This is a genomic window from Mucilaginibacter straminoryzae, from assembly GCF_022953055.1.
In the GTDB taxonomy this organism is placed as follows: Bacteria; Bacteroidota; Bacteroidia; order Sphingobacteriales; family Sphingobacteriaceae; genus Mucilaginibacter; species Mucilaginibacter straminoryzae.
Genome location: NZ_JALJEJ010000013.1, coordinates 36,349 through 51,015 on the forward strand (window position 1 = coordinate 36,349; position 14,667 = coordinate 51,015).

The window sequence follows — 14,667 nt, forward strand, 5'->3', positions numbered from 1 at the left end:
TAACAGGCATTATTAAATGGAAAAAGTTTCTGTCATTACGGTAAATTTCAATCAAAGTTTCATTACCGAACAACTTTTATCTTCAATTTCTGAAACAAATAGTTATGCTAATGTCGAAATAATCGTTGTAGATAACGGTAGTAAAGAAAATAAAGTACCCGAGTGGGGTGCCGCTTATCCCACCATCAAGTTTATACGCTCTGATAAAAACCTTGGTTTTGCCGGTGGGAATAATTTAGGTGTAAATGAAGCTACCGGCGAGTATCTGTTCTTTGTAAACAACGATACCGAATTTACCGCCGGCCTGATTGAAACCATGGTTAAGGTAATGCGCGAGCATCCCGAAGTCGGTATGGCTTCGCCGAAGATCAGGTATTTTGATCAGCCGAATACGCTTCAATATGCGGGTTTTACGCCTATGAATTATTATACCTGCCGCAATAAATGCATAGGGCAGTTTGAGGAAGATAGTGGCCAGTATGATGACAAGATCGGACAGACAGGTTACATCCATGGCGCGGCGATGATGGTGCGCAGGGCAGCTATTGAAAAGGCAGGGCTGATGGCCGAAAACTTTTTTCTTTATTATGAAGAGATGGATTGGTGCGACCGCGTGCGGAGGGCTGGTTACCAGATCTGGTTTGTACCGCAGGGACTGATTTATCACAAAGAGTCGATCTCTGTCGGGAAAGCTAGTGGATTGAAAGAGTTTTTTATGAATCGTAATCGGATTTTGTTCATCCGCAGGAATGCGCCGGTATTAGCGCGCTTGTTTTTTTATATTTACTTTGTTTTAATTGTAGCACCACGGAATATGTTGAACTATGCGAGGGAGAAGCAAAAGGGTTTTACAGCCCTGCTTTGGAAAGCCATTTGGTGGAATGTGACGCATAGCAAAAACAGCAATAATTTAGGATACCCTTTACCCCGTTAAATGAAATTAGCACTTTGGCTTAGCCTTTTTATCGTTTTTTATGCCTTTTTTGGCTATGGTATTCTGCTGTTTGTATTGGTTAAAATAAAACGCCTGATTAAAGGAACACCGCAGAAACCAGTGGTAGATTTGGCTGAACTGCCAACCTGTACCATGATTGTGGCGGCCTATAATGAGGAAGACTTCATTGCGCAGAAAATAGAGAATACGCTGCAGTTGAATTACCCTGAGGGTAAGCTGCAATTATATTTTGTTACGGATGGCTCAACAGATCGTACTGCCGAAATTATAGCGCACTATCCGCAGATCACGCTATTTCACAAAGATGGACGCAGTGGTAAACTGGCGGCAGTACACCGCATTATGCCTTCGGTAACTACCGAAGTTGTGGTGTTTACAGATGCCAATACCTTTTTAAATGCTGACGCGCTGTTAAACATTTGCCGGCATTACAGCAACCCTAAAGTGGGCGCAGTTGCAGGTGAAAAGCGTGTACACGCTGATGAAGCCGCCGATGCTACCGCGGGTGAGGGCTTTTACTGGAAATATGAGTCGAAATTAAAAACCTGGGATTCTGAGCTGGGCACGGTAGTTGGCGCTGCGGGTGAGTTGTTCAGCATCCGCACTAATTTGTACCGCGAAGTGCCGCCTAACAGTATCATTGAAGATTTTATGATCTCGCTGTTGGTGGCTGCAGATGGCTATAAGGTGGCATATGAACCTGAAGCCTATGCCACGGAAACCGGATCTGAAAGCGTAGGCGAGGAGCTGAAAAGGAAGATCAGGATTGCGGCCGGGGGAATACAATCCATTATATGGCTAAAGAAATTGCTGAACCCTTTTTATATGCCCTTGCTGACCTTTCAATATGTTAGTCACCGGGTATTGCGCTGGACGGTAGTTCCCTTCCTGATGATACTGGCTTTTATCCTGAATATGGTGATCGTAGCGAGTGGCTATTCCACCTGGCTGTACGAGCTTTTATTGTTAGGACAGGTGATGTTTTACGCCATGGCCTTACTGGGCTGGCTGCTGGCACGAAAGGAAATTAAGGTTAAAATATTATTTATACCCTATTATTTCTGCATGATGAATTATGCCGTCATCCGGGGAATATTCAGGTATATTTCCGGCACGCAAAGCGCCGTGTGGGAAAAAGCTAAAAGGAAATAAGCTATGTCGCTGAAAGAAAAGATAAAAAGCAATCCATCTTTAAAAGCATTTGTGCACCGCATGCTGATTCCTAAAGGCGAAGCGCGGCCAAGGCTATGGGTGAAGGCTGTTGTTAATCCATTTTTGCATAAGCGAGGTAAAGGATCCACCATACGGTCGAGAAGCCGCCTGGATGTGCTGCCTTTTAATAAGTTCGAGCTTGGCGCCGGATCGACCATCGAGGACTTTTGCACGATTAATAACGGTGTGGGCGACGTGATTATCGGCGATAACAGCCTGATCGGAATGGGTAATGTCATCATCGGTCCGGTTACCATTGGTAATAATGTTATTTTCGCGCAAAATATAGTAGCCAGTGCGCTTAACCATGTTTATACAGATATAAACGTGCCGATTGTAGATCAGCCTGTAATCACTGCACCCATCATCATTGAAGACGATTGCTGGATTGCGGCAAATGCGGTGATCACTTCAGGTGTCACGATTGGGAAGCATAGTGTCGTCGCTGGTGGGGCCGTTGTCACGAAAAGCGTTCCGCCATATTCCGTCGCGGCAGGTAACCCTGCGAAGATCATCAAGCAATACGATTTCGATAAGAAAGAGTGGGTGAGGGTATAGGTTTACCTGCTTTAATAAAACTTTTAAAACATCACCAGGACTGCACCCTATCCACTAAACGATGATCGTCACTAAACCGGAATACTGTCAATTGATTGAGGTTTTCCGGTTAGGGTTAAAACTTACGGTGATAGATGTCAGCGAAGTTAAAGTGATAGCGGAAAAAATATTGATGGCTGAAGAAGAGCCAGAATATGTTTTGATTGAATTGTGTATTGCAAAAGATGCAAACGCAATGCTATCAATACTATCAGAATCTGCTTGTATTAATTCCGTTAGTCCTATCCCGATGCGTGTCATATTGGGACTAATTTTTAAAAAGTTCTCTGAGGAAAAGCTCAGTGCTGATGAAGCAGCAGACAAAATCCGAAGCATAAATCAGCATGAATCTCAATTAGATTTACTTACTGGTGCAGAGCTGATTATTTTAGATGAAATCGACTTCGATTTTGAATTTAATGATAATGAGCTGTTAGGTAATGACTTGCTGTTTTTAAGATATTACGATGAGTTTAATTTAGAAAACTATTCAAACTGGACTTCAATTAATTGTAGCGTCGAAATTAAATTGAGTGATGTGGAGCAGGAATTGATAGAGGATATAAATAAAAAATCAAATTCTGGAAAGACTGTAATTGCAATAAATGAAAGAGTAGTTAAAATAGGGTTACTTATTGTAGTTCCGCTAGCCTTCCTACTTGTAACCGTTATCTTCTTTGAACAAAAAAAAGGGGTGTTGCTATCAAAATTTATTACTGACGTTTATGATATTGCAAAGTGGATTGTCTTTATCACGATCGTTTACGTAGTTCTTTTGCCTTTTTATTATCTGCTGAAAAAGCTATTTGCACTATTTAATTAGACAGCTTTAGCACATTCAACTTAAGCCTAGGTAAATCAGAGCAAGTGAAATTATTGGTATTTAGGGATTACAAATCAAACAAAGTAGGCGGTGGATTTCCATCCTTCACCCTGATCTGGTTCACCAGTAAATGAGCCTGCCGGGTAGGTTCGGGGATACGATAACTACCTACACAATTTTTAATGATGCCGAGGCTTTGCTCCAGGTTGATGCCATTGCCAGGGGAAATATATACCGGTTTGCAATTCTTCTTGGTCCGCAGTGCTGCTCCAACTTCTTCATCTTCGTGGTACATCGGGCTCCAGGCCAATGGCTCGTTCAACGGCTCTTCATAACGGCCCACTAATACAGATTTAGCGCAACCAAACGTTACCACTTTATTCACTATCCCAAAATGGGTGGCGATGCCCAGCCGACGTGGATGGGCGATACCCTGGCCGTCAAAGATCATCACATCGGGTTTTATTTCCAGCTTATTCCAAACCTCTGTAATTGCAGGTACCTCGCGGAAACCTAACAAGCCGGGGATGTAAGGGAAATCTGTTTTAGTGATGACGGATGCATTACCGATCATTTTCAGATCCGGGTAACTGAACAATACAATTGCAGCATAAATAACATCCGAGTATTTGTTGAAAGAAATATCTGCCCCGCCGATAACACTCACTTCCCGGTCTAGTTGTGTGATATTTAGTTTCGCCCTCAGTTCATGCTGATAGGCTATTGCTTCTGCAGGAGTATAGGCCTGACCGGTCATAGGCTAAGATTTAAGATTTTTATAAAAGAGTTATTTCTGCACAAACTTATTATCAACGCCGTAGAATGTTGAATGGTTTTTGGTCAAAGGTATAACGAACCCATCTGAAACAAGAAAGGGCCGCCCGATACGGGCAGCCCTTTAATATATGCAGCTGTTAAGCTATTATCTGAAAGAGTAACGTACTGTGAACTGTCCTCTCCAGGTATCTGAACCTAAGCTGGTACCTTTAATGTAGGTATTAGTGTAAGGCACACCAGAGTTAAATCCGTTGTAACGGAACAGTTGGTGACCTTGTGCATCAACACCTGAAGCACCGGTTACTACAGTAAGGATACGGTTTTGCTGGTAGAAGTTGCTTACGCCCCAGTTTTTGTTGATGAAGTTACCAACATTAAACATATCGAAGCGGAAAGAAAGCACGTGAGTAACACCTTTAGTATTGATCTTAAACTCTTGAGTGATCGCAGCGTCAGCGCGTTTGATCCATGGTTGTAATACACCATTACGTTTAGCGTACTCGCCTCTGTGTTTGCTTAAGTAGCTGTCTTGCTGAATATAAGCGTCAAACAGGTCTTTTTGCTCATCTGCTGTGTAAGTACGGGTGGTACCGTTTGATAATGTAACAGTGTTTGAAGCAAAGTACATCTCTGATTTATCACGTGGGATGTAGATCAAATCGTTATTGCTGATACCATCACCGTTCATGTCACCGCTATACACGTAAGAGAAACGGCCCTGGTTTACACCCTCATAGAATACAGAGAATGAAGTTGCACCAATTTTGTACTCTTTACGGTAACCTAAAGTAATGATCAGACGGTTACGAACGTCATTATCAGAGAAAGCCAGTGTTGGGAAGTTGTTACCCATTACGGTAGGGTTGTTGTTGTAAGAACTGCTGGCAGTTGAACCTGCTTCGGTTAAGTTCCAAGCCTCGCCAAAAGTATAAGCTGCTTTTGCAAATATACCGTTGCTGAAGGTTTTCTGTAACTGACCGGTTGCAGACCACTGGTAACCTTTGTTGGTATTATCCAGGTAGTAGTTAGCTACAACATTTGGGTTGATACGCAGTGCGTTGTTTTGAGCAGTACTTGATAAACCGTAACCAGGATATTTAGGACGATTATCAGGACCAACAAATGTTGCATTAGCAGCAGTTGCGTTGATGTTCTGATAGTAAACACCGTTGATGGTTTTGGTGTACAGGAACTCTGCAGTACCGATGATACCGAAAGGTAAAGTTTTGTCGATACCTAAAGTAGTTCTCCAGCTTTGCAGGAATTTGAAGTCTTGCGCAGTGGTGTTCAGCGTGTAAGATGCTGGTGTAGTAGGGTTAGCCGGGATATATTTCGCCGGGTTTGGATTGAAAGGGAATGCTGTTGTGTTCTGGATAGAAGTACTACCGGTTAACACACCGTTGTTACCGATCTGGTTAGAGATCCAAACAAACGGAGGACGGCCGGTGAAGATACCTGTACCACCACGAACTTGTAAAGATTTATCGTTGAAAACATCCCAGTTAAATCCTAAACGTGGAGAGAACAATGGAGAAGCTTTTGGCAATTGCGCGGTGTTAACCGGGATAGTTGAACCATCAGCACCTTTGAAAGTCAGGCTTGAAGCCGCAGCATTGTAGAAACCAGTTTTATCGAAGTAAGGAACATCTACCCTTAAACCACCGGTTACACGGAAGTTATCTTTAGGTGCCCAAACATCCTGAACGTAAGCACCTGCATAGGTAACTTTCAACGGTTGTACAGGAAGTGCGCCACCAGGTAAAGCAGAATAGCTTAAATCGAAACGTCTTAAAGTATATGGAGACGTAGTAGCGTTAGGATTAGTATTGTAGTAGTTAATAGCAGATTGGAAATCAGCCATTGAACTGAATACATAAGCGCTTTGAGAACCTGGGAAGAAAACGTTTCTGAATGTCAAACGCTCTAAGCTGATACCACCGGTGATAGTATGGTCGCCAGCATAATAAGTAGCGTTATCAATCAACTGGTAGGTTTTATATGACAGTTGGTTATTTGGCGTAAACGGCTCTGAACCAGCTGAAATATAAGTGTTGTTTTTGCCATCCTGGATCTCGATCAGCGGGAAAGTAGCACCACGTGAACCGCGGTCTTCATTCTGGCTGGTGAAACCTAAAACCAGGTTATTTGAGAAGTTGTTATGTAAAGTTGAGTTTAACTCGGCAATAACAGAGTTCACTTTCTCGTACTGGATGTAGTTCGAGTTTTGGAAACTCATTTGGTTTTTGCTTGGCTGACGGGTACCGAAACCTGGAGTACCAGAGTTTGAGATCAACACATCATTGCTTGAAGTTAAGTTGTTATAACGAACACTTAATTTATTCTTGTCATTGATGTTATAGTCCAATTTAGCCAGGTATCTGTCTGCTTTGGTTTCGAAGTTATAGTTTTGGTAAGGGCCGGTTTGGTAACCTAAGCCTGCCAGAGCACTGCTCACTGCCTGAAGATCAGAAGCTTTTACGTTTGACACCTGAGGGTTAGAAGCATCTAAACCAGCATCTAAAGCCTGGAAGTTAGTAGCAGGGCGGCTGTTTCTTTGTCTTTCGTAGTTACCGTAGAAGAATAATTTATTCTTAACGATAGGGGCACCAAGGCTTGCACCTTCCTGACGGGTAGTATAAGGCTGAGCTACCAGTTTAGTACCTGCAGCATTTTTACCAACCAGGTGGTTATTGGTCTCTGCGTAGAAAATAGAACCTTCTACATTGTTAGTACCGCTTTTGGTAACAGCGTTAACACCTGCACCGATGAAGCCAGACTGGCGTACGTCATAAGGTGAAAGGTTAACCTGAACTTCCTGGATAGCGTCCAGAGAAATAGGTGCTACACCTGTACGGCCACCTACTTGTCCGGTAAGACCGAATGAGCTGTTGAATAATGAACCGTCAATAGTGATGTTGTTTAAACGGTTGTCATTACCGGCAAAGCTTCCGTTGCTTGAACCTTGCGGAGTTAAACGGATGAAATCATTCAGAGAGCGGCTGATAGTTGGTAAGCTACGCAGCTGATCTGAAGTGATGTTAGTAGAAGAACCAGTTCTTTTGCTGTCAAAAACAGGATTTTTCTGGCCTACTACTTTTACTTCTGAAAGCTCTTGTGCTGTTGTGCTCAAATTCACTCTTAATACATAAGGTGAACCAAGTTGCAGCGTAATGTCATTATAAACTTTAGACTGGTAACCGATAAAAGAAACAGTTACGGTGTAAGGGCCACCAACGCGCATACCAGGAATGGTAAAGCGTCCGTCGTTGTTAGTAGACACTGCGTACTTTGAACCCGAAGGGGTGTGTACAGCTACTACTGTAGCACCAGGGACAGTTTGTTTTTTCTCATCTACAACTGTACCTGTTAATGTTGAAGTAGTTACCTGGGCACGTAACCCGGCAGCCGTCAACAAAAATGCCATGAAGAGAAGTAAAAATTTTCTCATGCTTGTTTTGTTTGTTAAACGTTTAATTAATTAATGCCGCAAATATAGGTATAAGCCTATGTTGCTATGTTAACAAATTGTTAATCTTACTCACAACTTTTCAACAGATTTTTGTTGTTTCAAAAAAAATGTCAAAGAAACAGGCAATCGGGTTCGAAATTCATTGCATAAACGTGATTTTGATCATATTTTGATTTTAGAATTCACATTAGTCCTCAGTTTTACGTGCCCGATACTTTACATTGGCTTAAAACTTAAAGTTTTAACCTTCAGCTAACCGGGTGATTTTGGAACATTTGATCATTTTAGACCCGTTGTTTGATAAAATGACTAGGTAATGAGCTACCCACTGGTGCAGGCTGTTTCGCATCTCGGTGTTTTTATTTAGCTTTGGCGGCAAACAAAAAATACATAATCAGTAAAATCATGAACTACGATGTCATTGTTATAGGGTCTGGTCCGGGTGGCTATGTTGCTGCTATCCGTGCTTCCCAGCTTGGTTTTAAAACCGCAGTAGTTGAAAGGGAATCATTGGGCGGGATCTGTCTGAACTGGGGTTGTATACCTACCAAAGCCTTGATCAAAAGCGCGCAGGTATTCGAATATATTAATCACGCGGCTGATTACGGTATTAAAGTAGAAGGACAAGGTGTGGTTGATTTTGACGCAGTGATCAAACGCAGCCGTGGCGTTGCCGATGGCATGAGCAAGGGCGTACAGTTCCTGATGAAAAAAAATAAGATTGACGTAATCTATGGTGTTGGTAAATTGAAAAGCAAAGGCGTTGTTGAAGTAAAAGGCAACGATGGTGCAGTTTCAGAACATCAGGCTAAACATATTATTCTGGCTACAGGTGGCCGCTCGCGCGAATTGCCAAACCTCAAGCAAGATGGCAAAAAGATTATCGGCTATCGCCAGGCTATGACATTGCCTAAACAACCAAAATCTTTGGTGGTAGTAGGTTCAGGCGCTATCGGTATCGAGTTCGCTTATTTCTATAATTCTATCGGTACACAAGTAACCGTAGTTGAATTCCTGGATAACATCGTTCCTTTGGAAGACGAGGACGTATCAAAACAACTGGCACGCAGCCTGAAAAAACAAGGCATCAATATCATGACCAGCTCTACCGTTGAATCAGTTGATAGCAGCGGTGATCTTTGCAAAGTAAACGTGAAGACAGCTAAGGGCATGGAAGTATTGGAAGCTGAGGTTGTATTATCAGCAGTAGGTATCAGCACTAACCTTGAAGGCCTTGGCCTTGAAGAGAACGGTGTGCAGGTAGATCGCGGTAAAGTAATCGTTGACGATTATTACCGTACCAATGTAGAAGGTGTTTATGCGATCGGTGACATTGTAAAAGGACAAGCGCTTGCACACGTTGCTTCTGCAGAAGGTATTACTTGCGTAGAGCATATCGCAGGTTTACATGTAGAGCCAATTAACTATAACAACGTACCGGGCTGTACCTATTGCAAGCCGGAAGTTGCATCTGTAGGTTATACAGAAAAGCAAGCCCGCGATGCCGGTTATGAAATCAAAGTAGGTAAGTTCCCATTCTCTGCTTCTGGCCGTGCAAGTGCAGCAGGCGCGAAGGACGGATTTGTGAAGGTGATCTTTGATGCGAAATATGGCGAATTCCTGGGTGCGCACATGATCGGTGAGAACGTAACCGAGATGATTGCCGAGGTTGTTGCCGCACGTAAACTGGAAACTACCGGTCACGATATCATCAAGACCATTCACCCGCACCCAACCATGAGCGAAGCTTTGATGGAAGCTGCCGCTGATGCTTACGGCGAGGTGATTCACTTATAAGTGACGATAGTCAATAGTCGATGGTCCATAGTGCACGCTTGGACTATCGACTATATTAAATTTCATCAAGGCCATTGTATACGGTCTATTAACTATCAACCTACTCCATGAACCTTTACACAATTAATACCGGCTATTTTAAACTCGATGGCGGTGCCATGTTTGGTGTGGTCCCAAAGTCTATCTGGCAGAAAACCAACCCTGCAGACGAGAATAATATGTGTACCTGGGCCATGCGTTGCCTGCTGGTAGAAGAGGGGAACCGTCTGATATTAATTGACACGGGTATCGGCAATAAGCAAAGCGAAAAATTCTTCAGCCATTATTACCTGCATGGCGACGATACCTTGGAAAAATCTTTAGCTTCCCACGGTTTTGGCGTTGATGATGTTACTGATGTATTCCTGACCCATTTGCATTTTGATCACGTTGGCGGAGCAGTTGTAAGGAAAGGAGAGACGCTTCAACCTGCTTTCAAAAACGCCGCTTACTGGAGCAATCAAAATCATTGGGAGTGGGCGGTGAACCCGAATGAGCGGGAAAAAGCATCGTTTCTTTCTGAAAACATCCTGCCGATACAGGAAAGCGGGCAGCTTAATTTCATCAATGTTTCAGATCAGGCAAACTTTATAGAGGGCTTTGACGTAAAATTTGTATCCGGGCATACGGAATCAATGATGATGCCGTTAATTAGCTACAAAGGACGTAAAATATTATACATGGCAGATCTGTTACCATCCGTTGGTCACCTTCCGATCCCTTATGTCATGTCATATGATATGTTCCCGTTGACTACCATGTCTGAAAGGAAACATTTCTTTGGAGAAGCCGCTGAAAATGAGTATATTTTGTACCTGGAGCACGATTCGGTAAACGAATGCTGCACGGTGCAGCACACGGAAAAAGGTATCAGGGTGAAAGATACGTTCACTTTAGCGGATATTTAGTAAGATTTTTGTAAACTTTAAACAATTATTCCTATTCTTGGTAGAATTAGTGTAACTATTCGTACCTTTGCACGTTCAATTCTAAAACAAGAATCGAGGTATTAAAATTAGATGAGACAACTCAAAATAACTCAATCAATTACCAATCGCGAGTCGCAGTCGCTCGACAAGTATCTACATGAGATTGGTAAGGTTGACCTAATCACTGCCGAAGAAGAAGTAATTTTAGCACAAAAAATTCGTGAAGGCGATCAGGCCGCGCTTGAAAGATTAACCAAAACAAACTTACGTTTCGTCGTATCTGTTGCGAAACAATATCAAAATCAAGGGTTAACATTGGGCGATTTGATCAACGAAGGAAACCTGGGCTTAATCAAGGCGGCAAAACGCTTCGATGAAACCAAGGGTTTCAAATTTATTTCTTACGCCGTTTGGTGGATTCGTCAGTCTATTTTACAGGCTATTGCAGAGCAATCACGTATTGTTCGTTTACCTTTGAACCAGGTAGGTTCGTTAAGCAAAATCAGCAAAGCTTTTTCAAAGCTTGAACAAGAGTATGAACGTGAGCCTTCTCCGGAAGAACTTGCCGACATCTTGGAAACCACTGTCGACAAGATCTCAGATACACTGAGCAACTCTGGTCGTCATGTATCAATGGATGCACCGTTTGTGCAGGGTGAAGAGAATACGCTGTTAGATGTACTGGAGAACCAGGAACCTAATACAGACTCTATCCTGATCAACGAGTCGTTATCAGAAGAGATCAAACGTTCACTTTCTACGTTAACAGAACGCGAACGCGAAATTATTGTGTTATTCTTCGGACTGGGTACCAATCATCCGCTTTCGCTGGAAGAAATTGGTGAAAAGTTCAATCTGACCCGCGAACGCGTAAGGCAGATTAAAGATAAAGCACTGCAAAGGCTTAGACATACTTCCAGAAGTAAAATTCTGAAATCATATTTAGGTTAACTTCAAAAGAAAAGCCTCCTGGAAAATCCGGGAGGCTTTTTTGCTTATCGGTATGGCGGTGTTTCTTAGTTGTAGATAAATTCGCCATACGGTGAACGGATGGTTACCTGCTTTTGGTTTGCTTGCTCCACGCGGCCAACTATCTGGGCATCTATATTGAAGCTTTTCGAAATGGCGATGATCTCCCCGGCAATAGCGTCAGGTACGTACAATTCCATCCGGTGCCCCATATTAAATACCTTGTACATTTCTTTCCAATCAGTTCCGGATTCCTGCTGGATTAAACTGAACAATGGCGGAACAGGGAACAGGTTATCTTTAATCACATGAAGGTTTTCAATAAAGTGCAGTACTTTAGTTTGCGCGCCACCGCTGCAATGTACCATGCCGTTGATCTGGCTGCGGAATTTATCCAGCACTGCTTTAATTACCGGGGCGTACGTCCGGGTAGGGGATAATACTAATTTACCCGCATCAACCTGTTTACCTTCGCCGATGTCAATCTTGTCAATTAACGATTTACTTCCTGAAAATACCAGTTCAAAGGGTACTGCCGGGTCATAGCTTTCGGGATAGTCTTTTGCCAACTGTTTATTAAATACGTCATGACGGGCAGAAGTCAGTCCGTTTGAACCCATGCCGCCGTTGTATTCCTGTTCGTAAGAAGCCTGCCCATAAGAAGCCAGCCCTACAATCACATTGCCTGCTGCTATACGGCTGTTATCGATCACGTCGCTGCGTTTCATGCGACAGGTAACAGTAGAATCTACGATGATGGTGCGTACCAGGTCGCCCACATCTGCCGTTTCGCCGCCGGTTGAGTAAATACCCATACCCGCATCGCGTAGTTCGGCTAAAATTTCTTCGGTTCCGTTAATAATGGCCGCAATTACTTCGCCGGGGATCAGGTTTTTATTTCTGCCGATGGTAGAAGAAAGCAGGATGTTATCTACCGCGCCTACACAAAGCAGATCATCCACATTCATGATGATCGCATCCTGTGCTATGCCGCGCCATACGGATAAGTCGCCGGTTGCTTTCCAGTAAAGGTAAGCCAGGGAGGATTTGGTACCCGCACCATCTGCGTGCATAATATTGCACCATTCGCTATCTCCCCCTAAAATATCGGGGATAATTTTACAAAAAGCCTTAGGAAAAATGCCCTTGTCAATGTTTTTTATGGCATTGTGTACATCGTCTTTAGAGGCAGAGACGCCCCGCTGGTCGTACCGTTCAGAAGAAATCATGCCCCAAATATAAACAAAGCATACTTTTAAACGTGTAATTGGTTAAATTGCGCCATCCTATGTTAAAAGCTCTTCTCCATATCATTCATATCAACCGTTGGCGCATCACACGCATTAGTAAACGCAACTTTTTGATCTACTGTAGTATTGTGGTCGGACTGATTGGCGGGCTTGCGGCTGTGCTGTTAAAATACCTGGTTCATGTAATGGAAGATGTGAGCCGTAATATATCACAACGGTCACCTTACCATTTTACTTATGTTTTGTTACCTGCTGTGGGTATTTTACTAACGGTGCTTTACACCCATTTAGTCAATCGCGACCAGATACAAAAGGGTATAGGTAACCTGATATTTATCATTAAGCGTAATAACGGTAATTTAAAATTTAACAACCTGTATTCACATTTAATATCCAGTTCGCTGACGGTTGGTTTCGGCGGGTCTTCAGGGCTGGAAGCGCCTATTGTGTGTACAGGTGCGGCCATTGGTTCAAACATAGGGCGCTTTTTTAAACTCACTACGCACCAGAAGGCCATACTGCTTGCAGCCGGTGCATCTGCAGGAATTGCCGCGGTATTCAATAGTCCCATAGCCGGGGTACTGTTTTCTTTAGAGATTATTCTGGGCGAAATAAGTATCCCTACGTTTATCCCGTTACTGATCGCTTCGGCAACCGGGGTAGTAGTAGCCAAGGCCCTGTATTCGCGCCAGTTGTTTCATCTGGCTACCGAAGGTTGGGTAATGACTGCCTTGCCATTTTATGTGCTGCTTGGTTTGTTCAGCGGCTGGATGTCTATCTACATCAGTAAGGTTGCCCATAAGCTGGAAAAGGGGATTTTTATGAAACAGAACCGGTACGTGCGTGCAGCCGCGGGCGGCGTGATATTAGGTCTGATGATTTTGATATTCCCTCCATTACTGGGTGAGGGTTACCACTATTTACAGGAAGTACTTAACGGCAATGTAGATGTGCTGCGCGAAGAAACTTTATTTAGCAGTGTGCTGGCGCACCCCTGGGTAATGTCTGCTTTTATTGCTGCCCTGGTATTCATGAAGATACTTGCTGCGGGTATAACACTTGGTTCGGGTGGTAACGGTGGAACATTTGCGCCGACGATGTTCACTGGCGCATTCCTCGGGCTTTTTGTGGCTTACACCGTTAACCTTACCGGTATCGCCCATTTAAATACCATAAATTTTATCGCTGTGGGTATGGCCGGTGCTTTAGCAGGGGTGCTGCATGCGCCATTGACGGCGATCTTCCTGATTGCTGAGATTACTGGGGGCTATGTACTGTTCATTCCCCTGATGATCGTTTCTGCCATTTCTTATATGGTATCAAGGTTGTCAAACAAACACAACATGTACTGGCAGGATCTGATCCACGAACGGCAGCTTTACCCGGATAAGGATCATGAAATGCTGGAGTCCATCAAACTGAGCAGCATCATCAACCGCAACTATGTAAGTGTAGATAAAAGCAAGCCGTTAACAGAATTGTATAAGTTGCTGGCAGAAACCGACGTGAATATTTTTGCCGTATTGAACAAGGATAACCGGTTGGAAGGGGTGATCTGGCTCGACGAGGTGCGTCGCCAGTTGTTTGGATCTACCTTACCCGAAAACGCAAAGATTGCAGATGTAATGGTACTACCCCCGGCGGTTGTTAACTTTGACCAACCTGCCGACGAGGTGATGGATCTGTTTGATTCGCTTGACGTTTGGCAGTTGCCAGTAGTAAGGAACGAAAGATTTATCGGCTTTATCTCGAAATCTGCCATATTGAGCAAGTATCGCGAGGTGATGATACAGCAGCACCAGCAGTCGGACTTTTTTGGACACAATATCAACTAAAAAAAGAGACACCTT

11 protein-coding genes are annotated in these 14,667 nt (G+C 43.4%); 8 read left to right on the forward strand and 3 right to left on the reverse strand.

Annotated features, from left to right (window positions below):
* The first annotated feature begins 16 nt into the window (after positions 1-16).
* The 4 genes from MUY27_RS19120 to MUY27_RS19135 all read left to right on the forward strand — a co-directional run bounded on the left by MUY27_RS19120 (position 17) and on the right by MUY27_RS19135 (position 3,587).
* A complete protein-coding gene (locus tag MUY27_RS19120) occupies positions 17-934 on the forward strand; it encodes a glycosyltransferase family 2 protein (protein WP_245132812.1) in 918 nt (305 codons plus the stop codon).
* Positions 935-2,107 (forward strand): glycosyltransferase family 2 protein, encoded by a 1,173-nt coding sequence (locus MUY27_RS19125; protein WP_245132814.1) that lies wholly within the window; start codon positions 935-937, stop codon positions 2,105-2,107. It begins immediately after the preceding gene.
* Positions 2,108-2,110: 3 nt separating this feature from the next.
* The gene (locus tag MUY27_RS19130; RefSeq protein ID WP_245132816.1) at positions 2,111-2,725 is read left to right on the forward strand and encodes an acyltransferase; all 615 of its coding nucleotides are present in this window, start codon (positions 2,111-2,113) and stop codon (positions 2,723-2,725) included.
* Between the two features lie 61 nt (positions 2,726-2,786).
* The gene (locus MUY27_RS19135) at positions 2,787-3,587 is read left to right on the forward strand and encodes a hypothetical protein (RefSeq protein ID WP_245132818.1); all 801 of its coding nucleotides are present in this window, start codon (positions 2,787-2,789) and stop codon (positions 3,585-3,587) included.
* Positions 3,588-3,654: 67 nt separating this feature from the next.
* Here the strand turns inward: MUY27_RS19135 and nfi are convergent, their stop codons facing one another.
* Both nfi and MUY27_RS19145 read right to left on the reverse strand, forming a co-directional pair.
* Positions 3,655-4,344 (reverse strand): deoxyribonuclease V, encoded by a 690-nt coding sequence (nfi, locus tag MUY27_RS19140; protein WP_245132821.1) that lies wholly within the window; start codon positions 4,342-4,344, stop codon positions 3,655-3,657.
* A gap of 165 nt (positions 4,345-4,509) precedes the next feature.
* On the reverse strand, positions 4,510-7,812 hold the full coding sequence (locus tag MUY27_RS19145; protein ID WP_245132823.1) for a TonB-dependent receptor: 3,303 nt from the start codon (positions 7,810-7,812) through the stop codon (positions 4,510-4,512).
* 426 nt (positions 7,813-8,238) lie between these two features.
* On the opposite strand from MUY27_RS19145, the gene lpdA reads away from it, so the two are divergent.
* The 3 genes from lpdA (at position 8,239) to MUY27_RS19160 (ending at position 11,549) form a co-directional block, all read left to right on the forward strand.
* Positions 8,239-9,630: a dihydrolipoyl dehydrogenase gene (lpdA, locus tag MUY27_RS19150; RefSeq protein WP_245132824.1), complete on the forward strand. Its 1,392-nt coding sequence runs from the start codon at positions 8,239-8,241 to the stop codon at positions 9,628-9,630.
* A gap of 107 nt (positions 9,631-9,737) precedes the next feature.
* Positions 9,738-10,577: an MBL fold metallo-hydrolase gene (locus MUY27_RS19155; protein ID WP_245132825.1), complete on the forward strand. Its 840-nt coding sequence runs from the start codon at positions 9,738-9,740 to the stop codon at positions 10,575-10,577.
* Positions 10,578-10,688: 111 nt separating this feature from the next.
* Positions 10,689-11,549 carry a sigma-70 family RNA polymerase sigma factor gene (locus tag MUY27_RS19160; RefSeq protein ID WP_090466905.1) on the forward strand — a complete coding sequence of 287 codons (861 nt, stop codon included), beginning with the start codon at positions 10,689-10,691 and terminating at the stop codon, positions 11,547-11,549.
* Positions 11,550-11,614: 65 nt separating this feature from the next.
* Here MUY27_RS19160 and MUY27_RS19165 read toward each other — a convergent pair whose 3' ends face one another.
* On the reverse strand, positions 11,615-12,796 hold the full coding sequence (locus MUY27_RS19165) for an AIR synthase related protein (RefSeq protein ID WP_245132826.1): 1,182 nt from the start codon (positions 12,794-12,796) through the stop codon (positions 11,615-11,617).
* Positions 12,797-12,855: 59 nt separating this feature from the next.
* Between MUY27_RS19165 and MUY27_RS19170 the strand changes: the two genes are divergently transcribed.
* Positions 12,856-14,652, forward strand: coding sequence for a chloride channel protein (locus MUY27_RS19170; protein ID WP_245132828.1), 1,797 nt, complete (start codon positions 12,856-12,858; stop codon positions 14,650-14,652).
* Positions 14,653-14,667 lie beyond the last annotated feature (15 nt).